Here is a 20,459-nt window from a genome sequence, read left to right as displayed (position 1 = left end):
GCCGGTGCCGCCGGCACAGGTCGCCGCCGGGATTGCCGCCGCCACCGTGCTGGGGCAGACCGCCGATGGCAAACAGATCCTGCTGGCCCGCTGCGCGGCTGATTCGCCACTGCTGCTCGAGCTGGGGCGGCTGCGCGAACTGACCTTCCGCCAGGTGGGCGAGGGCACGGGGCGCAGTCGCGACCTGGACGACTTCGACCTGCACTACCAGCACATCGTGATCTGGGACGGCACCGCCCAGCGCATCGCCGGCGCCTACCGGATCATGCGTGGCGCGCAGGCATTGGCGCGCCGGGGCCTGGCCGGGCTCTACAGCGCTTCGCTGTTCCGCTATTCCGACGATGCCATCCCACGCATTGCCGAAGGCCTGGAACTGGGCCGCAGCTTCGTGGTGCCCGACTACTGGGGCAGCCGCAGCCTGGATTATCTGTGGCAGGGCATCGGCGCCTATCTGCAATGCCAGCCCGGCATCCGCTACCTGTTCGGTGCGGTGTCGATCAGCGCGGCCTTGCCTCGCGATGCGCGCGAGCAGCTGGTGGCCTATTATCAGCGCTACTACGGCGCGGCCGATGGGCGGGTGCAATCGAACCGGCCATTCCAGTATTTCGCCGCGCCACCGTGCTTCGGTGAACTGGATGCGGCGGCCGCCTTCGACGTGCTCAAGGCCAACCTCGCCTCGCTCGGCACCGGTGTGCCCACCTTGTACCGGCAGTACACCGACCTGTGCGAACCCGGCGGTGCACGGTTCCTGGCCTTCGGCGTCGACCCGGATTTCAGCGACTCGATCGACGGCCTGATCGAAGTCGACCTGCACGCGATCCGGCCACACAAGCGCAAACGCTACCTGCGCGATGCGGGGATGCCGGCATGAGCACGCTGGCGAACCTGGCACCGCATCGTCGCGCCGTGTTCGTCTCCGATGTGCATCTCGGGTCGCGGCATTGCCACGCCACCGAGCTGGCGCGTTTTCTCGGCACGCTGCGCTGCGAGCGCCTGTACCTGGTCGGCGACATCATCGACCTGTGGTGGATGGCACACCGGCGCGCCAACTGGCGTCAGTCGCACAGCGAGGTCATCCTGGCCCTGCACGCGCTGCGGCGCGCCGGTACCGAGATCATCTACATCCCCGGCAACCACGACGCGTCGCTGCGCCAGGTATGTGGGCTGATGCTGCCGGCGATGCAGGTGCGCCGCCGCGCGATCCACACCACGGCCGATGGCCGCCGGCTGCTGGTGGCGCATGGCGACGACTATGACGGCGTCACCCACTTCGGTGGCCTGCAGGAGCGGTTCGGTGACTGGCTGTACTACCGCATCCTCACCGGCAACCATCTGTTGAACGCGGTGCGGCGCCGGCTCGGGATGCGCTACTGGTCGCTGTCCGAATTCCTGAAGCGCCAGAGCGGTGCGGCCGAACGCTACATCGAGCGTTTCGTGCAGGCCGGTCTGGACGATGTGCGCCGTCGCGGCCTGGATGGCATCGTCTGCGGGCACATCCACCGCGCCGCGCTGATCGAACGTGACGGTCTGGTCTATGCCAATGACGGCGACTGGGTGGAAAGCCTGACCGCGTTGGCCGAGGACCACGACGGCGCATTGCGGCTGCTGGACCACAACGGGCAGACACTGGTCGAGCTGCCCGGGGCGCGGTTGTCGCAGGCGGCGTAAACCGCTCCTGTAGCGTCGAGCCATGCTCGACGGGCGTGCAGGGTGGTTCTCCTGTAGAGCCGAGCCCGTGCTCGGCTGTCGTGGCGCCGAACGAAGCGCAGCCGAGCATGGGTTCGGCTCTACATACACCGCGCGCAACCCGCTAGCATCGGCCGATGGACTCATTGACCCAGATCGTTCTCGGCGGCGCCGTCGCTGCCGCCATCGCCCCGCCCGGACACCGCCGTGCCGCTCTGTTGGCCGGTGCCGCGCTCGGTACCCTGCCGGACCTGGACGCCCTGTGGCTGGGCGTTGCCGCCGCCGACCCGGTGGCGAACATGACCGACCACCGCAGCTTCAGCCATTCGCTGCTGGTGCTGCCGTGGGTAGCGGCGTTGATCTGGTGGTTGTTCAAGCGCTTCGGCAAGGGCAGGGTGGCGCAATCACCGGTGCGCTGGTTCTGGGCGATCCAGCTGGCCTTGGTCACCCACCCCGTGCTGGATGCGTTCACCGTGTACGGCACGCAGCTGTGGTGGCCGTTGCAGCCGCATCCGGCTATGGGCTCGAGTGTCTTCATCATCGATCCCGGCTACACGGTGTGGTTGCTGCTGGGCTGCGTGCTGGCCTGGTTCGGTCGGGCGCGGCCGTGGGCGGGCAAGGTGCTTGGTGTTGCGCTGCTGCTCAGCAGTGCGTACCTGGGCTGGGGGCTGATCGCCAAGGCCCAGGTCGACCGTGCCGCGCAGCAGAGCCTGGCCGCGATGGGCCTGGGTGACGCGCCGCGATTCTCGGTGCCGATGCCGTTCAATACCCTGTTGTGGCGGGTGGTGGCGATGACCCCCAATGGCTACGTGGTGGGTGACCGCTCGCTGGTGGCCGACCACGCGCCGATGCGTTTCGAGGGGTATCCGTCCAACGTGCAGGCATTGCGCGAAGCCGCGGGAATTCCAGCAGTACAGCGTCTGCAGTGGTTCAACCGTGGCTTCATGCGCGCGCAGGTGGTGGACGGCCGGCTGGTGCTGAGCGACCTGCGCATGGGCCTGGAGCCGGACTACACCTTCAACTTCGCGGTGGCCGAGCAGGTTGACGGCCAGTGGCGCGCGATCGTGCCCGAGCAGCTGCGGGTGGACTACAGCAGCCCGGCCGCACGTGCCGATGCCGGTCGCCGGTTGTCGGCCATGTGGCAGCGCATCTGGCACGAACCCGAACAGTAGATCCACGCCACGCGTGGATAGGGTGTGCATCGGCGGCGGCAGCCACGCATGGCGTGGCTCTACTGCTTCAAACGGTAGTGCCGGGGCCGCTCAATACACCGTTGCGCGGCCCTGCACGAACGAATAGAAGAACACCGCGTTCGGATCGTTCTGCACCAGCCGGAACTCGCGGCGCATGCCCTCTACCGTCGCTTCATCCACCGTGCCGGCCTGCAGCAGCTGGTCGGCCGCCGACAGCAGCAGCTGTTCCCAGAACGCGATCATCGTCTTGCGACGTGCCGGTTCGCGGTTGTCCAGGTGGATGGTCTTGATCTCGGTGTGCACATCGCGGAAGCCGCCGGCCAGCAGCAGATTGCCCAGCTTGGCGCCGACGAACGGGTCGCCGCCATGGTCGTACTGGAAATCGTTGAAGGCCATCCAGTAGCGCCAGATATGCGGCGAATACGGATCAAGCAGGAACGAGGCATTCATCACCTCGGTGATGTACACCGGCGAGCCCGGGGCGAGTACGCGGCGTACTTCACTCAGCACGCGCGCGGGCGAGGGCACGTGTTCCAGTACCCAGCACAGGAAGGCCGCATCGAAGGTACGCGCCTCGAATGGCAGTTCGCCGGCATCGGCCTGCTGCAGCGTGTAACGGTCGCTGCACCACGGCGTGCGCGCCAGATTTTCGCGTGCGGTTTCCAGCTGGGTCTCGCTCAGGTCCACGCCGGTCACGTGCAGCTCGGGGAAGCGGCGCAGCAGGATCTCGGTCTGTGCACCCACGCCGCTGCCGACTTCCAGCAGACGCTTTGCGCCGCTGTAATCGATCTGGCCGAAGATGCTCGATTCCAGCAGGCGCGCCTGGGTCATCAGGCGCTGCTGCTCGGTGCCGGAGAACCCGTGCAGGTAGGTCGGGGAAGAAATCGGCGGAGTCATGATGGCGGGCTCAGGCAGCAGAAGACATCGCCGGTTCCCCGGCGATCAGGCGGTCGAAATAGTCGGTGGTCAGCGCGATCTGGCTGGCCGGATCCTCAGCACGGTTGACCACCGCGCGGAACGCGGCATTCTCCGGCCGGTCCTTGGCGTACCAGCCCAGGTGCTTGCGCGCGATGCGCACGCCCTGCGGTTCGCCATAGAAATCGTGCAGTGCGTGCAGGTGGCCGAGCAGGATGTCGCGCACTTCGTCCAGCGACGGCGGCGGCAGTTCCTCGCCGGTGGCCAGGTAATGCGCCACCTCGCGGAAGATCCACGGCCGGCCCTGTGCGGAGCGGCCGATCATCACCGCGTCCACGCCGGTCTGCTGCAGGACGAAGGCGGCCTTCTGCGGCGAATCAATATCGCCGTTGGCGATCACCGGGATGCGCAACGCGGCCTTGATCTCGCCGATCGTGGCGTACTCGGCCTGGCCGGTGTAGTGCTGGTCGCGGGTACGGCCGTGCACGGCCAGGGCGGCGATGCCACTGGCCTCGGCGATGCGGGCGATGACCGGGCCGTTGCGGTGGTCGCAGTCCCAGCCGGTGCGGATCTTCAGCGTCACCGGCACGTCCACCGCGTTGACCACGGCTTCCAGGATGCGCGCGACCAGCTGCTCGTCGCGCATCAGCGCAGAGCCCGCCCAGGCGTTGCACACCTTCTTGGCCGGGCAGCCCATGTTGATGTCGATGATCTGCGCGCCATGGTCGACGTTGTAACGCGCCGCCTCGGCCAGCTGCTGCGGCTCGGTACCGGCGATCTGCACGCTGATCGGCGCCGGTTCACCGGCATGGTCCATGCGGTGGATCGACTTGCGCGTGTTCCAGAAGCGCGGGTCGCTGATGGTCATTTCCGAGGCGGCCAGACCTGCGCCCAGCCGTTTGCACAGCAGGCGGAAGGGCTTGTCGGTGACGCCGGCCATGGGCGCCAGCACGACGTTGGGGGCAATGGAGTACGGGCCGATCTGCATGCGCCCATTGTAGGGCGCGGCCGGCGCCCCGGCGGGGTTGCCGGCCTGCCGGTTCAGGCCGATCCGGACCGACCTCATGCCGCACGGGCATCAACAGATGCTTGACGGTTGCTTCCGTCGCCCCCAAGGGCGGGTGATGGTGGGCGGCTGGGTGTACCGGCAGCGCGCATCCACGCATGGCGTGGATCTACTACGGGCCCGACCCGCTCGGACGGGGCCGTCGCGCCCCGCGTCCCGGTAGATCCACGCCACGCGTGGATGAGGCCGTCGCGCCCAGCGTCCCGGTAGATCCACGCCACGCGTGGATGAGGCCGTCGCGCCCCGCATCCCGGTAGATCCACGCCATGCGTGGATGGGGCCGTCGCGCCCCGCATCCCGGTAGATCCACGCCATGCGTGGATGGGGCCTTGTCCATGAACGTGAAAAGGCCCGGGCATCTGCATGCCCGGGCCTCTTATCCACGCATGGCGTGGATCTACTTCACTTCGGCATCGGCCGGGGTGAAGCGCGGCATTGCCGCCGCCGCGCCTTCCTTCTCGGTCGAACGACCGGCGAACTGGTTGGCGAAGCGCACGTGGCGGGCGAACGGAGCGTCCGGCACCTGGGCGAGCGAGGCCACCAGCGCACCGTTGAAGGCATCGCCGGCGCCGGTGGTGTCGATCGCCTGCACCTGTTCGGCACCCACGCGGTAATACGGCTGGGTGTCGCCACGCAGGTGCTCGTCGGCATGCGACACGAACACGCCCACCGAACCCAGGGTCACCACCACCGTGCCGTTGCCGACCAGCTTGCGGCACAGCGCATGCAGGCTGGCGCCGTCCAGCGCGGCAACGTCGTTGGCATCCACGCGCTCGCCGACATGACGGCCGAGCAGGGCAGCGAACTCGGTCTCGTTCGGGGTGATCACGTCGGCCAGCTTGAGCAGGCCGATGGTCGAGGGAGCGTCGGCCGGTGCGGTGTTGAGCACGGTGGTGACACCGGCCTCGCGGGCCACGGCCAGCGCCGCTTCGATGGTCTGCACCGGCGATTCCAGCTGCACCAGCACTACCTTGGCGCCGGTCAGCAGGGCCTCCTGTTGCTGCACGAAGTCGGTGCTCAGCGCCGCGTTGGCGCCCGGGCCGATGACGATGGTGTTGCGGCCACGGGCATCAACGTAGATGCCGGCGGTGCCGGTCGGCTCGCTGCTGGCTTCGGCGATCAGCGCGAAACCATCCTGCGCGGCCAGGTCACGGGCGGTGGCACCACCCGCATCGTCGCCCAGCGCACACAGGAAGCTGGTGTCAGCGCCGGCGCGGCAGGCGGCAACGGCCTGGTTGAAGCCCTTGCCACCCGGACCGGTGCTGTAGCGGCCGGCAATGGTCGCACCCGGCGCCGGCAGCGACTCGCACCGCCACACGTGATCGACATTGAAGGAACCGACGACAACGACACTGCTGCTCATAGGGAATCTATTCTCAAACAAGGGTTCAGCTGAAATGCGTCAGCACGCCGGCGATGGTAGCCGTCATGAAGGTGGCGATGGTACCGCCCAGCACCGCGCGCAGGCCGAACTTGGCCAGATCGTGGCGTCGCTCCGGTGCCAACCCGCCGATGCCGCCGATCTGGATCGCGATCGAGCTGAAATTGGCGAAGCCGCACAGCGCGTAGGTGGCGATCAGGCGACCTTCGTCGGACAGGCTCATGCCCGGCACCTGGCCATTCACGATCTTCGACAGTTCGGTGTAAGCGACGAACTCGTTGATCACGACCTTCTGGCCGATCAGCGAGCCGACGGTGGTGGCGTCGGCCCACGGGGTACCGATCACCCAGGCAATCGGCGCCAGCACATAGCCGAAGATGGTCGACAGGTCGGTCGGCTTGCCGATCGCAGCCGCCAGGCCGGTGACTTCACCAATCCAGGTCAGCGGCGCATTGAGCAGGGCGATCAGGGCGATGAAGGCCAGCAGCATCGCACCGATGTTCAGTGCCAGCTTCAGGCCGTCACCGGCGCCGGCAGCGGCCGCGTCGATGATGTTGCTGGAGGTCTTCTCCACTTCCATCTTGACCGTGCCGCGGGTCAGCGGGGTGCCGGTTTCCGGAATCAGCAGCTTGGCCACGACCAGGGTGGCCGGGGCCGCCATGATGCTGGCCGCCAGCAGATGCTTGGCGTAGAACGCCTGCTGCACCGGATCGCCGCCGCCGAGCATGCCCACGTACGCGGCAAGCACGCCGCCGGCGATATGGGCCATGCCGCCGATCATCATCGTCAGCAGCTCGGACTGGGTCATCTTGGCGATGTACGGACGCACCGTCAGCGGTGCCTCGGTCTGGCCGATGAACACGCTGGCGCAGACGCTGGTGGTTTCCGCACCGGACACGCGCATCACCTTGGTGATCGACCAGGCCATCACCCGCACGATCGCCTGCATGACGTTGAGGTGGTACATGACCCCCATCAGCGCCGAGAAGAAGATGATCGTCGGCAGCACCTGGAAGGCGAAGATGAAACCGTAGTTCTTGACGTCCATCAACGAGCCGAAGATGAAGCTTGAGCCCTCGTTGACGAAGCTCAGCACCTTCACGAAGCCCTGGCCCAGCGCATCGAATACGTCGCGCCCGCCCGGTACCAGGATCACCAGTGCCGCAAAGGCGATCTGCAGGGTGATGCCGGTGGCGACCAGCTTCCAGTCCACCGCGCGCTTGTTGTTGGAAAACAGCCAGGTGATGCCGATCAGCACCGCCAAACCGAACAGGCCGAAGCCGATCCTGCCCAAACCTTCGACCATCTGAGTGACTCCCCTGGGGCGTCGCGAAAAACGGGAAGCCTAGTGCAGGGCAGGGGCCGGAGCAAGGAAAAGCGGTCTGCGCGCGGCCATCGGCTCCGATCAGGCCAGCAACAGCAAGGGGTTGCGCCTGCCGGGACAGGTAGAATGGTGGCTTGATCCCGGTCCGAATGCGGGCCCGCAGCAGGAGAATCGCATGCTCTACCGTCGCCTTGGCTCCACCGGCCTGCCGATGTCCGCCCTGTCCTTCGGCGCCTGGGTGACCTTCGGCGACCAGGTGCCACGCGATGAGGCGCGCAACCTGGTGGCGGCGGCCTGGGATCATGGCATCAACTTCTTCGACAACGCCGAGGGCTATGCCAACGGCCGCGCCGAGCAGGTGATGGGCGATGTGATGGCCGACCTGCGGCTGCCGCGTGATGGCTTCTGCGTGTCCAGCAAGGTGTTCTTCGGCAGTGCCAAGGACCCGCGGCCGACCCAGCGCGGCCTGTCGCGCAAGCACGTGACCGACGCCTGCCACGCCGCGCTCAAGCGCCTGCGGGTGGACTACCTGGACCTTTATTATTGTCATCGCCCGGATCCGGACGCCCCGATCGCTGAGACGGTGCATGCCATGGATACCCTGGTCCGGCAGGGCAAGGTGCTGTACTGGGGCACCTCGGAATGGTCGGCCAACCAGATCCAGCAAGCGGTGGACATCGCCGCGCGCCATAACCTGCAGGCGCCGTCGATGGAGCAGCCGCAGTACAACCTGCTGCACCGGGAGCGGGTGGAAGTGGAGTACGCGCCGCTGTATGCCACCGCCGGGCTGGGTACCACGATCTTCTCGCCGCTGGCCTCGGGCCTGCTGAGCGGCAAGTACGACGACGGCGTGCCGGCCGATGCGCGGCTGGGCCGCGAAGGCATGGGCTGGTTGCAGGACCTGGTGCTGGGCGACAACGCCGACGAGCGCCTGGCCCGGGTGCGTCGCTTCAGTGCCGTGGCCCGCGAGCTGGGCCATGCCCCGGCCAGCCTGGCCATCGCCTGGTGCCTGCGCAACCCCAACGTCTCCAGCGTGATCCTCGGCGCCAGCCGGGTCAGCCAGCTGCTGCAGAACCTGCAGGCGCTGGACGTACTGGCGCAGGTGGACGATGCCGGCTGGGCGCAGGTGGAAGCCGTATTCGCCTGAGGGCCGAGGACAGGTTGTAGGGCCGAGCCCACGCTCGGCCGGCCTTACCTCGCCCAGTTCGGCTCATTTCAATAGATGAGATCTATCGAATTTTTAATTTCGATCATTAATTACATCAATTAAGTTGAGAATGATTGTTGATTGTCAACTGAGAATCATTATCATTTAATTCGTCCCTCGCACGAGTCCAGATGCTCATGAATGCTCAACCTGTACTGCTGCGCCCCGAAACGCTGACCCTCCGCGACCGCCCGGTTCGTGTCGTGCCGCCGGAAGAGGTCATCGACAGCGAAGCCCTGCTCAAGGGCCGTCGTGAAATCCTGATCCAGCACGGTGACCGTTTCTACCGTCTGCGTCATACCAGCAACGACAAGCTGATCCTGACCAAGTAACGCGGTCTGGTCGCCCGCCTCCCTCCCTCCTGTCGGCCGCGCCGGCAGGGTGGGCGACCCGTCCGCTCCTGCTCTCTCCCCCTCGGTCTACCGTTCATGCCTGCTTGGCGTGGCGGTGGCCGGGGGTTCCCCTGCCTGACCGAACGATGCCGATGACCCGCCCGACTGCCCTTTCCATTGCCCTGTGGATGGCCCTGCCGCTGTCCGCCCATGCTGCTGCCGACGCCGCGCCCGACGCGCGCGAGTTCGATCGCGTGCAGGTCACCGCCACCCGTACCGAACGTGCGGTCAGCGATGTCGCTGCCACCGTCGATGTGATCGACCGCGAGCAGATGGACCGGCAGCTGGTGCAGGACATCAAGGATCTGGTGCGCTACGAGCCGGGCCTGTCGGTCAGCCGCAGCGCCACCCGCTTCGGTATCGGCAGCATCCGCATCCGCGGCCTGGACGGCAACCGTGTGCGCATCCAGACCGACGGCATCGCCATGCCGACCAGCTTCAACATCGGCTCGTTCTCCAACGCCAACCGCAACTTCACCGACCTGGACACGCTCAAGCGCGTGGAGATCGTGCGCGGACCGGCCAGCTCGCTGTACGGCTCGGACGCACTCGGTGGCGTGGTTGCCTTCGTCACCAAGGACCCGGGCGATTACCTCAAGGATGGCAAGGACAGCTACGTCGGCCTGAAGTTCGGCTACGACGGCGAGTGGAAAGGCCTGCTCGGCGGCGTCACCAGCGCCTTCGGCGGCGAACACTGGAGCGGCATGGTCAACATCAACCACCGCCAGGGCCAGGAAACCGACAACAAGGGCGATGTGCGCAGCAGCGACAACACGCGCACCGCGGCCAACCCGCAGGACCGCGATGGTCGCAGCGGCCTGGCCAAGCTGGTCTATGCGCCCAGCGACGACCAGCGTTTCCGCCTGACCGTGGAAGGCAACGAAGACAACACAGATACCAACGTGCTGTCCTCGATCGACCGCACCACCACCACCGGCATGAAGGCGCGCGACACGCAGAACCGCACCCGCGTGTCCTTCGCCCACGAGATGGATGCGCTGGACAAGGGCTTCGCCGACAGCCTGCACTGGCAGGTCTACACGCAGGACAGCGAAACCACGCAGCGTACCGATGAAGCGCGCGCCAATGGCAGCCGCCGCCATCGTGAGTTCAGTTTCGACCAGCGCGTGTATGGCCTGCAGGCGGTGTTCAACAAGGCCTTCAGCACCGGCAGTGTCGAACACGCGCTGACCTATGGCTTCGATGGCGCCCGCACCGAGATCCGCCAGAAGCGCGATGGCTACCAGGTCAGCAACCGTGGCGTGGTCAGCACGACGATCCTGCCCGACGCGTTCCCGGTGCGCGATTTCCCGATCAGCAAGACCACCGAGCTGGGCCTGTACGCGCAGGATGAAATGCGCCTGGCCGACGGCAAGCTGTCGCTGGTGCCGGGCGTGCGCGTGGACCGCTACGAACTGAAGCCGGACGTGGACAGCATCTTCGCCGAGGACAACCCCGGCGTGGCCGTGTCGGAGCTGAAGAAGACCAGCGTGTCGCCGAAGTTCGGCCTGGTCTATCGCTTCACCGACGCGTGGTCGCTGTTTGCCGGTTACTCGCGTGGCTTCCGCTCGCCGCCCTACAACGACGTCAACCTCGGTTTCACCAACTTCGCTTTCGGCTACACCGCCATTCCCAATCCGGACCTGAAGCCGGAAACCAGCGACGGCGTCGAACTGGGCATGCGCTTCCTGTCGCCGGCGGCGTACGTGAGCCTGAGCGGCTACTACAACGACTACAAGGACTTCATCGAGTCGCAGACGCTGGTGGGCACCAACGCGCAGGGCTTGATGGTGTTCCAGTCGCGCAACATCGCCGACGCACGCATCTACGGTGCCGAACTGAAGGCCGGGGTCGACTTCGGCCAGATCAGCCCGGCGCTGCAGGGTTGGGCGCTGCGCAGTGCGGTGGCGTGGTCGCGCGGCGACAACAAGACCGCCGATGTGCCGCTGGATTCGGTCGATCCGATGCGCGGCACCGTCGGCCTGATGTACGACACCGACTCCTGGGGCGTCGAACTGGCCGGTACCTTCGTCAAGCGCAAGGACCGCGTGGCCTCGGCCAGCATCTATCGACCGGCCGGCTACGGCGTGGCCGATCTGATGGCGCACTGGAACTTCGCCCCGGGCGCCACCTTCAACGTCGGTGTCTTCAACCTGGGTGACAAGCGTTACATCGACTGGTCCAACGTCGGCTCGACCCTGTCGGCCAGCAGCACCGTTCTGGACCGCTATACCAGCCCCGGCCGCACTCTGTCGGCCAGCCTTGCCGTGTCCTGGTGATCCCATGAGCCGAGCCCTGTCTGCACGTCGCCTGCCGTCCTCCCTGTCGCGTTCGTCGCTGCGGGCCTGGCCTGCGCCGGCACAGCTGGCAGCGCTCGGCACCGTGTTGTGCCTGTACCACGCCGATGGCAACGAGCTGGGCGGTTGGCGCCAGGCGGTATCGGTGCATGCCTGCCAGGGCGTGGACAGCGAGGGCCTGCGCGAAAGCCTGTGCTTCCTCGATGCGCGCGGCCGCTGCGTGTGGCGCCTGTACCTGTTGCCGGACAGCGATTTCCTGGCCTGGGACCGGCTGGTGGCGACGCTGCCGCCAGGCCCGGAACACGACAGCGACGCCAGCGTCGGCGAGCGCCTGTGGCGGCGCCTGGCCGGGCACCTGGGCGGCCAACGCTGGCGCCTGTGCACGCTGCGCCTGCACGCCGCCGACGAAGGCCGCACGCTCGCTGCCAGCCTGTCCACGTTGTCGTCGCTGGGAGCCGCCACCGCGCGCCGGATCGCGCGCATCGAAGGCGCCGAAGGCGAACTGGCGATCGACGATTGTTGTTGTGCCGATGCCGCACGCCGCCCTGCCGCGCGCGCTCCCGGCGACCTGCCGCTGGTCCGCCTGTGACCTGATTGCGATGGATCGCCTGCTGGCCAGGATGGCCTTTCCACGAAACCTGCAACCCCGAAGGAAGACCCGATGAAGTTCCAGACAGCCAGCGTGATGGTGCTGCTCGCCGCCAGTGGCGCCGCCGACGCGCAGCCCTCCGCCATCGCCCGCGACCACGACAGCATCCTGGCCATGCAGGGTGAGTACACGGTGGATTTTGCCTTCGATGAGACGGTGCTGCTGAAGCCGGGCTACGAGCGCGCACCGGCCATGCGCAGCGGCGGCAACGAAGTGGTGATCGTGGTCGAGGACAGCCCGAAGCGCATCGTGCTGCAGCACCTGCTGCTGGACGAGAAGAGCGGCCATGTGACCAAGCACTGGCGTCAGGACTGGGTGTACGAAGCGCCGAACCGTTTCGAGTTCAGCGCCGACCAGACCTGGCAGGTGCGCACGATTCCGGCGGCGACCAACCAGGGCGCCTGGACCCAGTGCGTGTACGAAGTCAGCGATGCACCGCGCTACTGCGGCACCGGCACGTGGACCTACGGCAACAACGTGCCGACCTGGACCAGCGACATCAGCTGGCGCCCGCTGCCGCGGCGTGAGTACACCAAGCGCAGCGATTACAACGCGCTGGCCGTGGTCAACCGCCACACGCTCACCCCGAACGGCTGGACCCACGAGCAGTTCAACACCAAGGTGCAGCGCAACGCTGATGGCAGCCAGGTCGAAATCGCCCGCGAATTCGGCTTCAACGACTACATCAGGACCACCGAGGTCGACTTCACCCCGGCGCGTGATTACTGGAAGGCCACTGCCGGCTACTGGAGCAAGGTGCGCCAGCGTTGGGACGGCTTCCTGACCCAGGCCCCGGGCGTGCACCTGAAGACCAAGCTCGACGGCATGGCGATGATCATCCCGCTGTTCACTCAGGCCGAAGACGTGCAGGCCGGCAAGAAGGTGAAGGACACCCAGATCGACGAAGTTTTCGCCAAGTACGTGGAAAAGGCGCCGAAGGAAGGTTGATCGGCGCGCAGGGTGCCGGACGTGCACTGCACTGGTGGGTGCCGAGCTTGCTCGGCACGCTCTCCGACGGTGATTGCACCCGGCATCCACGCGTCGTGCCGCGTTGTTTGGCGCCGAATGCGCCTGGCTATGACGCGTTTCACCACGATTTTTCGCGCATTTCTGCGAGAGGCGGGCACGCGATAGGATGGGCAGCCCATGCTGTCCACGATCTTCCCCCGTCGATGAAACTCTCCACTCTCTGCAGTCAGCTGCTGCCCGGCGAAGCGTGCGATGACATCGAGAGCTTCTTCCTCGAAATCGATGACTTCGAGGAGGTGCCGCTTGTTTCGCGCCTGAGTCGGATCCAGGACTTACTGGAGCGATTGGGACCTCGATGGACATCCGCCTATCTGCTCAGTCTCTGCAGCCACGTGCTTTCAACCGTGCGTATTGCTGGCAGGGCGCGCGGTTGGACGGGCCCGGAGATGTTCTTCGCATTGAGCTTTACCGACTTCGAGCTGCATGCGGAGGAGGGCGTTCTGCTTCCCAGCGTCTTCTACTACCCAGGCGCCGAAGGGGTTGCGTTGGGGAACCGCCTTCTGCGCGAGTGCGGCACGATCACCTCAGCGGAAATCGCGCTGGTGCGCTCCGTGTTCGAAGATGCAGGCACGCTCGCGGGCTTTCGCTTCTGCGAAAGCCGCACTGATGGTCCCCCAGGCCACGACGTCGTCCGTGTCTTTGCGATTCCAGTGTCCGAAGGCAGAGAGTGATGAGGGTGATCGTGCCAGACCTCCCGATGTTCGATGACTACCTGGCCAACCCGATAACCTACGACCGTCTCGAACAGTATTTCCTTGATCACTTCGACGCCGGCATCCGCGCCGCTGGGCTGAGCCGGGAGGACTTCCGCAGACCGCACTACAACACTTTCTTTGTTGATGGTACGAAGTTCCGCGACGCCAATCCGATCTTCTCCGCCAAGCACCTGCCCAGCGGCAACATCGTCCGTATCGTCATTTTCGATAGTTCGCCTGAATACAGCGAAGTCCATAAGCGGGTGAGAGACAACGACGAAAAGGACGAGCTCTGCCTGTTCATAACGTTGCCGGGCATGCAGCGCGCGATGGGCACGGCCCTGGCCTGGGCGCAACAACAGGCGTCGTGACCCGAATCCACGCATGGCGTGGATCTACTGGGGCTATCGCTGGTAGATCCACGCCATGCGTGGATGCCTTTGCTTTCACAACGGTGTCAGGCCTCCCGCAGCGCCAATGCCGGCGGCGTGTGCAGGATCCGCCGGGTGCCCAACCAGCCGGCCAGCAGGCTCAGCGCAATACCGAGCAGCCCACCCAGCAGCAGGCCCGGCCACGGCGGCAGCAGCGGCAGCTCGAACACCTTCTGCGACACCGCAACGCCGATCACCGCTGCCGCGCCTACCGCCAACAGCGCCGCCAACGCGCCCAGCGCACCGAACTCGACCAGTACCGCGCCACGCAGCTGGCGCCGCGTTGCACCCAGCGTACGCAGCACCGCGCTGTCATAGCGGCGCTCGCCAGCCGTCGCCTGCAGTGCCGCCAGCAGCACCAGCACGCCGGCCAGCAGGCTGAACACCATCACCAGCTGCACCGCCTGCGCCACCCGTTCCATCACATCGCGCACCTGCGAGATCACCGCATCCACGTCCAGCAGCGACAGGTTCGGCTGCGCGCGCACCAGGGCCCCGAGACCCGCCGCCTGTCCCGCCGGCAGGTGGAACGCCGACAGCAGGTTGTGCGGCGTATCGCCCACCGCATTCGGGTTCAACAGCACGAAGAAGTTCGGCCGGAAGGTGTTCCAGTCGGCCTTGCGCACGCTGGTCACGCTGAACTCGCGCTCCTGTTCGCCCACCGCGATGGTGATGCGGTCGCCCGGGTACACGCCATAGCGCTTGGCCCAGCCGATCTCCACGGATGCCTCGGCGGCGGTGCTGTCCGGTTTCCAGAACGTGCCGTTGACCAGTGTGTTGGCCGGCGGGAACGTGCTGCGCCAACTGAAGTTCAGTGGCCGGTTCTCGTCATCGTCGTCGCGCTGTCCTTCGCCCTGCGGCTGGGTATCGTCGGCCGGCGTGCGGTCCACCCGCAGCGGTGGTTTGCCGTTGATTGCGATCAGGCGGCCGGTGGCCATCGGTTCGATGCTGGCATCATCCGCACCCAGGCCCTGCAGTGCGGCCAGCACGCTGTCGCGCTGCTCGGGCTGGATGTTGATCAGAAAGTAGTTCGGCGTGTCCGCGGGGAGGCGCTCGCGCCACTGCTGCAGCAGGCCGGGGCCGATCACCGCCAGCAACAGCAGGGCGCACAGCGACAGAGACAGCCCCACCAGCTGCATCACCGCCAGCATCCGCCGCCGTGTCAGCGCCGCCAGGCCCAATCGCCAGTTGCCGTGCAGGCGGTGCTGCAGGCCACGCAGCAGCTGCAGCAGCAGGAACCCGACCACGCCTGCGGCGACCGCCAGCCCGGCCAGCCCACCCAGCACCCACAGGGCCAGCTTCAGATCGCCGGTGACCTGCACCGCCAGTACCAGGCTGGCGGCCAGTGCGGCCACATAGGCCAGCAGCGAAGCAGGCGGCAAGGCGGCGAACGAGCGGTTGAGCACGCGCATCGGCGGCACGCCACGCAGGCGCAGCAGCGGCGGCAGTCCGAAGCCGAACAGCAGCAACAGGCCAATCCCCGCGCCGGTCAGCGCAGGCATCGCTTCGGGCAGCGGCAGGCGTTGCGGCACCAGGCTGCCCAGCACCTGCACCAGTCCTTCCTGCGCCGCCATGCCCAGGCCGATGCCGATCGCGCACGCCGGCACCGCCAGCATCAGCAGCTGCAGGGCCAGGCCAGCCAGGATGTCGCGCTGGCGTGCGCCCAGGCAGCGCAGGATCGCCACCTGGTCGATACGACGCAGGGCGAACCGGTTGGCCGCCAGTGCGGTGGCCACGCCGGCCAGCAGTACCGCCAGCAGTGCGCTCAGACCGAGGAAACGACCGGCCAGGTCGAAGGCCTGGCGCACCCCGCGCTGGGTATCGTTCACGCTGAGCAGGCGCATGCCTTTCACCTGCGGCAGCAGCCATTGCCGGAATGCAGCGATATCGGTGGCCGGGCCGGCGAACATCAGCCGGTAGTTGATACGGCTGCCGGGGCCGAGCAGGCCGGTGTCTTCCACATCGGCGCGGTTGACCAACAGGGTCGGCGACAGCGTCAGCAGGTCGCCGCCGGCATCCGGTTCGGATTCGATGATGCCGGCAATGCGCAGCGTGCCCGCACCGAATTCCAGATCGTCGCCGGCCTTCAGGCCCAGCGCCTGCAGCAGCCGTGGATCGGCATAGGCCTGGCCCTTGGCCGGCATCCCGGCATCGGCGATCAGCGCGCCGCCGGGCGTGGCGCGCACACGAAGCGCACCACGCAGCGGGTAGCCTGCTTCCACGGCCTTGATGCTGGCCATCTGGCTGGCATCGCCCTGGAACAGCACGCTGCCGAAGCTGGCCAGCCGCGTGTGCGCCAGGCCGCGTCGCTGCGCCTCGTCGGCGAATGCCGCAGGCGGGTCATCGCGGCCGGCCACGCCGAGATCGCCGCCGAGCATTTCCGCGGCGCTACCGGTCAGGGCCAGGTTGACCCGGTTGACCAGCGTGCCCACCGCCGTCATCACCGCCACGCCCAGTACCAGGGCAGCAAAGACGGTCAGCAGGTCACCGGCCAGGGCTTCGCGGCGCAGTGCGCGCCACGCATGCCGCAGCAGGTTCATGCGTCCACTCCATGTTCCACCGGCTGCAGGCGGCCGTTGTCGATGCGATGGATGTACTGGCAGCGCTGCGCCAGGTGCAGGTCGTGGGTGACCAGCACCAGCGTGGTACCGCTGCCGGCATTGAGTTCGAACAGCAGATCGCTGATGTGCTGGCCGGTGGCCTGGTCCAGCGAGCCGGTGGGCTCATCGGCGAACAGGATGCGCGGGCGGCTGACGAACGCGCGGGCGAGGGCCACACGCTGCTGCTCGCCGCCGGACAACTGCCGCGGATAGTGGCGGGCGCGGTGCGAGAGCCCTACCGCAGCCAGCACCTCATCCACCCGCGTGCGGTCCTCGCGCCCGGCCAGTTCCAGCGGCAGCGCGATGTTCTCGGCCGCCGTCAGCGCCGGCAGCAGGTGGAAGCTCTGGAACACGAAACCGACGTCGCGCGCGCGAAGCTGTGCACGGGCTTCTTCGTCCAATGCCGTCAGATCCTGGCCCGCCAGCGTGATGCGGCCGCGGCTGGGCAGGTCCAGCCCGGCCAGCAGGCCGAGCAGGGTGGTCTTGCCGGAACCGGAGGCGCCGACGATGGCCACGCTGGTGCCTTCATGGACGGTCAGGGTGATGTTGTCCAGTATGTGGACTTCACCCTCCGGGCCATGCACGGATTTGCCGACCTGGTCGACGGCGATGGCGACGGGCGCGCTGCGGGGGGACAGGCTGTCGATGAGGAGACTCCAATGCACAAGACGGGATGGAGCCGGCAAGCCGGCGCAATGATGGTGCTGTTGCTAGGGTTGCTAGGGTTGCTGCTGTTGCCGGCACTGGCGTGTGCCAAAGGTCCGGCCACCGGTACCGTGCTGGTGCTCGGTGACAGCCTCAGTGCCGCCCACAATATCCCGGCCGACGCAGGCTGGGTCAGCCTGCTGCAGCAGCGGGTCAGGCAGCAGTCGAAAACTCCGCCGCGCATCGTCAACGCCAGCATGAGCGGGGAAACCACCGCCGGCGCGCTGACCCGGCTGCCGGGCCTGCTCGCGCGGGAGAAGCCTACGGTGGTGGTGATCGCCCTCGGCGGCAACGATGCGCTGCGCGGCCTGACCCCGGCGCAGGTGCAGGGCAACCTGGAAAAAATGGTGCAGGCCAGCCAGAAGGCCGGTGCCAAGGTGCTGCTGCTGGGCATCGACGTGCCGCCCAACTATGGGCCCGGCTACCGCCAGCGCCTGGCGGCGGCGTACCGGGCCCTGGCCACCCAGTACAAGGTACCGTTGCTGCCGTTCCTGCTGGAAGGCGTGGCCCTGCAGCCGGGCTTGATGCAGGCCGATGGCCTGCACCCGACCGCGCAGGCGCAGCCGAAAGTGCTGGACAACGTATGGCCGCTGCTGAAACCGCTGCTGTGAGCACGCCATCTTCTTTTCATTGACGCAACTTCACATCGCGTGCACCGTCGATCGGGCATGTTTCACAAAGCTGAAGAAAAAGGGATTCTCATGCGTCAGACGAAGGAGACTTCCGGCTTGGTGCTGGTAGTCGAAGACAACCGCAACATCTCCGAGATGATCGGGGAGTACCTGGAAGGCCGTGGCTTCGAGGTGGACTATGCGCAGGATGGCCTGGACGGCTACCGTCTGGCTGCCGAGAACAGCTACGACGTGGTCGTGCTGGACCTGATGCTGCCGCGACTGGATGGCATCGAAGTGTGCCGCCGGCTGCGCAACGACGCGCGCAAGTCGACCCCGGTGCTGATGCTGACCGCGCGTGACACGCTGGATGACAAGCTCACCGGCCTTGGTTTTGGTGCCGATGATTACCTGACCAAGCCGTTCGCGATCCAGGAACTGGAAGCCCGCCTGCGCGCGCTGATCCGCCGTGAACGTCGCCAGGTCGGTTCGGAAGTGCTCAAGGTCGCCGACCTGGTTCTCGATCCGGTCAGCATGCGTGCCACGCGTGCCGGCACCGAGCTGCAGCTGTCGCCGATCGGCCTGCGCCTGCTGACCATCCTGATGCGCGAATCGCCGCGTGTGGTCACCCGCCAGGAAATCGAGCGCGAAATCTGGGGCAACGGCCTGCCTGATTCGGACACGTTGCGCAGCCACCTGTACAACCTGCGCAAGATCATCGACAAGCCGTTCGATCGGCCGCTGCTGCACACCGTGCAGAGCGCGGGCTATCGCATCGCCGATATCGCCCAGCCGATGGCCTGATCGACGTCGTGCCGGTGGTGCAGCAGAACCGGCACGGCTGTGGTCGGCAGGGAAGGGGTGAACGTTCCGGATGCCCGGTCGTCATCGTCCATGCACGATCACGGCACAGCGCGCTGCCTATAATCGCAGCGCTCTGACCGGGACATCGCAATGCCGCACGGCCTGCCGCGCAAGATCCGTATCGCCTTCATCCTGCAAGCCGTGCTGGCCAGCCTGGGTATCCTGCTGGGTGCCTGGCTGGTTTCGCTGGTGATCAAGCACAGCCTGGTCGGCGCTGCCCTGCGCGAAGAAGCGGCGTACTACTGGACGCTGCACGAGGCCTCGCCCGTGCAGCCGCCGCCCAATACCCAGAACATCCGTGGCTACCTGCTGGAGCGCGGGCAATCGAGCCTGTCGCTGCCCGCCAACCTGCGCACGTTGGAACCGGGTTTCCACGAACTGCCCGACGATGATCAGCTGGTGCTGGTCGACGCCCGCGAAGAGGGCCGCCTGTACCTGGTGTTCCTGCGCTCGCGCGCGGAGATGCTGGCGTTCTGGTTCGGCATCGTGCCGGTGCTGCTGACCCTGCTGGCGGTGTATGGCGCCTCCTGGATCACCTACCGCGCGTCCAAACGCCTGGTGTCACCGGTGAACTGGCTGGCGCGGCGCGTCTCGCGCTGGGATCCGGGTCATCCGGAAGCGGCCGATCTGGAGCCGAACAAGCTGCCCGCGGACATGCAGGGTGAGACCCGGCAGCTGGCGGCGGCGCTGCATTCGCTGGCCAACCGGGTTACTGCGCACGTGGCGCGCGAACGCAACTTCACCCGTGATGCCAGCCATGAACTGCGCACGCCGCTGACGGTCATCCGGGTGGCCAGCGACATGGCGCTGGGCGATGAAAGCCTGGAGCCGCGCCTGCGCCGCAGCCTGCAGCGCATCCAGCGTGCCGGGCGGGACATGGAAGCGGTGATCGATGCGTTCCTGATCCTGGCCCGCGAGGCCGACGTCGAGCCGCAGGTGGAACTGTTCGACGTCAACGACATCGTCCGCTACGAAGTGGACAACGCCAACGAGCTGCTGGTGGGCCGGCAACTGGCGGTGCACCTGCACAGTGACGCGGCCGTGCAGCTGCACGCACCGCCGCGGGTGCTGCAGGTGGTGGTCAGCAACCTGGTGCGCAACGCCTGCAGCTACACCGACGAAGGTCGCATCGACGTGCACGTGCACAACGACCGGGTGGTGGTAAGCGATACCGGCATCGGCATGTCCGCCGACGCGCTGTCGCGTGCATTCGAGCCGTTCTATCGTGCTGATCCCAGCCGTCCGCAGGGTACGGGCCTGGGCCTGTCGATCGTGCGTCGCCTGTGTGAACGCTTCGGCTGGAAGGTCAGTTTGACCAGCGAGCTGGGCAAGGGCACCGAGGCGACGGTGATTTTCCGCTGAGGGCCGGGCTGCGAAGCAACAGCAACAGCGGACATTCCGTGGGATGGCGGGG

At 66.9% G+C, this 20,459-nt stretch carries 19 protein-coding genes; 13 read left to right on the top strand and 6 right to left on the bottom strand.

The genetic code is table 11. The features are described from left to right. From ACFX4F_RS18860 to ACFX4F_RS18850, 3 genes are all read left to right on the top strand, one after another. The coding region (locus ACFX4F_RS18860) for a GNAT family N-acetyltransferase (protein WP_380657786.1) at positions 1 to 871 on the top strand (871 nt) is incomplete at its 5' end. Further along, on the top strand, positions 868 to 1,668 hold the full coding sequence (locus ACFX4F_RS18855; RefSeq protein ID WP_099820276.1) for a UDP-2,3-diacylglucosamine diphosphatase: 801 nt from the start codon (positions 868 to 870) through the stop codon (positions 1,666 to 1,668). The genes ACFX4F_RS18860 and ACFX4F_RS18855, both read left to right, overlap by 4 nt. Positions 1,669 to 1,823: 155 nt before the next feature. After that, positions 1,824 to 2,858, top strand: coding sequence for a metal-dependent hydrolase (locus ACFX4F_RS18850; protein WP_380657783.1), 1,035 nt, complete (start codon positions 1,824 to 1,826; stop codon positions 2,856 to 2,858). Positions 2,859 to 2,948: 90 nt separating this feature from the next. Here ACFX4F_RS18850 and ACFX4F_RS18845 read toward each other — a convergent pair whose 3' ends face one another. The 4 genes from ACFX4F_RS18845 to ACFX4F_RS18830 form a co-directional block, all read right to left on the bottom strand. Continuing rightward, positions 2,949 to 3,776 carry a methyltransferase domain-containing protein gene (locus tag ACFX4F_RS18845; protein ID WP_099820274.1) on the bottom strand — a complete coding sequence of 276 codons (828 nt, stop codon included), beginning with the start codon at positions 3,774 to 3,776 and terminating at the stop codon, positions 2,949 to 2,951. 10 nt (positions 3,777 to 3,786) lie between these two features. After that, positions 3,787 to 4,782, bottom strand: coding sequence for a tRNA dihydrouridine synthase DusB (gene dusB, locus ACFX4F_RS18840; RefSeq protein ID WP_380657790.1), 996 nt, complete (start codon positions 4,780 to 4,782; stop codon positions 3,787 to 3,789). A gap of 475 nt (positions 4,783 to 5,257) precedes the next feature. Further along, complete coding sequence (locus ACFX4F_RS18835) at positions 5,258 to 6,223, bottom strand: ribokinase (RefSeq protein ID WP_380657781.1); 966 nt, start codon at positions 6,221 to 6,223, stop codon at positions 5,258 to 5,260. A gap of 25 nt (positions 6,224 to 6,248) precedes the next feature. Next, positions 6,249 to 7,547: a NupC/NupG family nucleoside CNT transporter gene (locus tag ACFX4F_RS18830; RefSeq protein ID WP_380657779.1), complete on the bottom strand. Its 1,299-nt coding sequence runs from the start codon at positions 7,545 to 7,547 to the stop codon at positions 6,249 to 6,251. Between the two features lie 193 nt (positions 7,548 to 7,740). Here ACFX4F_RS18830 and ACFX4F_RS18825 point away from each other — a divergent pair, with 193 nt between their 5' ends. The 7 genes from ACFX4F_RS18825 to ACFX4F_RS18795 all read left to right on the top strand — a co-directional run bounded on the left by ACFX4F_RS18825 (position 7,741) and on the right by ACFX4F_RS18795 (position 14,205). Then, positions 7,741 to 8,712 (top strand): aldo/keto reductase, encoded by a 972-nt coding sequence (locus tag ACFX4F_RS18825; RefSeq protein WP_380657777.1) that lies wholly within the window; start codon positions 7,741 to 7,743, stop codon positions 8,710 to 8,712. 197 nt (positions 8,713 to 8,909) lie between these two features. Beyond that, positions 8,910 to 9,104 carry a hemin uptake protein HemP gene (gene hemP / locus ACFX4F_RS18820; protein WP_005412278.1) on the top strand — a complete coding sequence of 65 codons (195 nt, stop codon included), beginning with the start codon at positions 8,910 to 8,912 and terminating at the stop codon, positions 9,102 to 9,104. A gap of 152 nt (positions 9,105 to 9,256) precedes the next feature. Next, positions 9,257 to 11,443 (top strand): TonB-dependent hemoglobin/transferrin/lactoferrin family receptor, encoded by a 2,187-nt coding sequence (locus ACFX4F_RS18815; RefSeq protein ID WP_380657775.1) that lies wholly within the window; start codon positions 9,257 to 9,259, stop codon positions 11,441 to 11,443. A 4-nt stretch (positions 11,444 to 11,447) separates the two neighbouring features. Next, the gene (locus tag ACFX4F_RS18810; RefSeq protein WP_180166778.1) at positions 11,448 to 12,050 is read left to right on the top strand and encodes a Hemin transport protein; all 603 of its coding nucleotides are present in this window, start codon (positions 11,448 to 11,450) and stop codon (positions 12,048 to 12,050) included. 72 nt (positions 12,051 to 12,122) lie between these two features. Continuing rightward, positions 12,123 to 13,058, top strand: coding sequence for a DUF6607 family protein (locus ACFX4F_RS18805; protein ID WP_380657773.1), 936 nt, complete (start codon positions 12,123 to 12,125; stop codon positions 13,056 to 13,058). A 224-nt stretch (positions 13,059 to 13,282) separates the two neighbouring features. Then, a complete protein-coding gene (locus ACFX4F_RS18800) occupies positions 13,283 to 13,810 on the top strand; it encodes a hypothetical protein (RefSeq protein WP_380657771.1) in 528 nt (175 codons plus the stop codon). A gap of 26 nt (positions 13,811 to 13,836) precedes the next feature. Further along, on the top strand, positions 13,837 to 14,205 hold the full coding sequence (locus ACFX4F_RS18795) for a hypothetical protein (RefSeq protein WP_380657769.1): 369 nt from the start codon (positions 13,837 to 13,839) through the stop codon (positions 14,203 to 14,205). Positions 14,206 to 14,291: 86 nt separating this feature from the next. On the opposite strand, the gene ACFX4F_RS18790 is transcribed toward ACFX4F_RS18795, so the two are convergent. Together ACFX4F_RS18790 and ACFX4F_RS18785 are read right to left on the bottom strand one after the other, a co-directional pair. Then, on the bottom strand, positions 14,292 to 16,805 hold the full coding sequence (locus ACFX4F_RS18790; protein WP_380657767.1) for an ABC transporter permease: 2,514 nt from the start codon (positions 16,803 to 16,805) through the stop codon (positions 14,292 to 14,294). Next, a complete protein-coding gene (locus ACFX4F_RS18785) occupies positions 16,802 to 17,449 on the bottom strand; it encodes an ABC transporter ATP-binding protein (RefSeq protein ID WP_380657788.1) in 648 nt (215 codons plus the stop codon). Before ACFX4F_RS18785 ends, ACFX4F_RS18790 begins: the two co-directional genes overlap by 4 nt. A gap of 75 nt (positions 17,450 to 17,524) precedes the next feature. On the opposite strand from ACFX4F_RS18785, the gene ACFX4F_RS18780 reads away from it, so the two are divergent. The 3 genes from ACFX4F_RS18780 (at position 17,525) to ACFX4F_RS18770 (ending at position 20,407) form a co-directional block, all read left to right on the top strand. Then, positions 17,525 to 18,181, top strand: coding sequence for an arylesterase (locus tag ACFX4F_RS18780; RefSeq protein ID WP_380657765.1), 657 nt, complete (start codon positions 17,525 to 17,527; stop codon positions 18,179 to 18,181). Positions 18,182 to 18,271: 90 nt separating this feature from the next. Beyond that, entirely contained in the window at positions 18,272 to 18,985 is a 714-nt protein-coding gene (locus ACFX4F_RS18775) for a response regulator transcription factor (RefSeq protein WP_002811889.1), read from the top strand. Positions 18,986 to 19,135: 150 nt separating this feature from the next. Further along, the gene (locus ACFX4F_RS18770; protein WP_380657763.1) at positions 19,136 to 20,407 is read left to right on the top strand and encodes a sensor histidine kinase; all 1,272 of its coding nucleotides are present in this window, start codon (positions 19,136 to 19,138) and stop codon (positions 20,405 to 20,407) included. The last annotated feature ends 52 nt before the right edge of the window (positions 20,408 to 20,459 follow it).

Source organism: Stenotrophomonas sp. YIM B13575, from assembly GCF_042787595.1.
GTDB lineage: Bacteria > Pseudomonadota > Gammaproteobacteria > Xanthomonadales > Xanthomonadaceae > Stenotrophomonas > Stenotrophomonas lactitubi_B.
The sequence above is the reverse complement of the archived record's forward strand: the minus strand, read 5'-3'. Positions and strand labels throughout refer to the sequence as shown.

What these genes read in the sequence shown, in the direction of transcription:
- ACFX4F_RS18850 (WP_380657783.1), top strand. Translation starts at nt 1,824, where the DNA reads ATGGACTCATTGACCCAGATCGTTCTCGGCGGCGCCGTCGCTGCCGCC.
- ACFX4F_RS18795 (WP_380657769.1), top strand. Translation starts at nt 13,837, where the DNA reads ATGTTCGATGACTACCTGGCCAACCCGATAACCTACGACCGTCTCGAA.
- ACFX4F_RS18780 (WP_380657765.1), top strand. Translation starts at nt 17,525, where the DNA reads ATGCACAAGACGGGATGGAGCCGGCAAGCCGGCGCAATGATGGTGCTG.
- ACFX4F_RS18855 (WP_099820276.1), top strand. Translation starts at nt 868, where the DNA reads ATGAGCACGCTGGCGAACCTGGCACCGCATCGTCGCGCCGTGTTCGTC.
- ACFX4F_RS18815 (WP_380657775.1), top strand. Translation starts at nt 9,257, where the DNA reads ATGACCCGCCCGACTGCCCTTTCCATTGCCCTGTGGATGGCCCTGCCG.
- ACFX4F_RS18845 (WP_099820274.1), bottom strand. Translation starts at nt 3,776, where the DNA reads ATGACTCCGCCGATTTCTTCCCCGACCTACCTGCACGGGTTCTCCGGC.
- ACFX4F_RS18800 (WP_380657771.1), top strand. Translation starts at nt 13,283, where the DNA reads ATGAAACTCTCCACTCTCTGCAGTCAGCTGCTGCCCGGCGAAGCGTGC.
- ACFX4F_RS18835 (WP_380657781.1), bottom strand. Translation starts at nt 6,223, where the DNA reads ATGAGCAGCAGTGTCGTTGTCGTCGGTTCCTTCAATGTCGATCACGTG.
- ACFX4F_RS18790 (WP_380657767.1), bottom strand. Translation starts at nt 16,805, where the DNA reads ATGAACCTGCTGCGGCATGCGTGGCGCGCACTGCGCCGCGAAGCCCTG.
- dusB (WP_380657790.1), bottom strand. Translation starts at nt 4,782, where the DNA reads ATGCAGATCGGCCCGTACTCCATTGCCCCCAACGTCGTGCTGGCGCCC.
- ACFX4F_RS18805 (WP_380657773.1), top strand. Translation starts at nt 12,123, where the DNA reads ATGAAGTTCCAGACAGCCAGCGTGATGGTGCTGCTCGCCGCCAGTGGC.
- ACFX4F_RS18775 (WP_002811889.1), top strand. Translation starts at nt 18,272, where the DNA reads ATGCGTCAGACGAAGGAGACTTCCGGCTTGGTGCTGGTAGTCGAAGAC.
- ACFX4F_RS18830 (WP_380657779.1), bottom strand. Translation starts at nt 7,547, where the DNA reads ATGGTCGAAGGTTTGGGCAGGATCGGCTTCGGCCTGTTCGGTTTGGCG.
- hemP (WP_005412278.1), top strand. Translation starts at nt 8,910, where the DNA reads ATGAATGCTCAACCTGTACTGCTGCGCCCCGAAACGCTGACCCTCCGC.
- ACFX4F_RS18770 (WP_380657763.1), top strand. Translation starts at nt 19,136, where the DNA reads ATGCCGCACGGCCTGCCGCGCAAGATCCGTATCGCCTTCATCCTGCAA.
- ACFX4F_RS18825 (WP_380657777.1), top strand. Translation starts at nt 7,741, where the DNA reads ATGCTCTACCGTCGCCTTGGCTCCACCGGCCTGCCGATGTCCGCCCTG.
- ACFX4F_RS18810 (WP_180166778.1), top strand. Translation starts at nt 11,448, where the DNA reads ATGAGCCGAGCCCTGTCTGCACGTCGCCTGCCGTCCTCCCTGTCGCGT.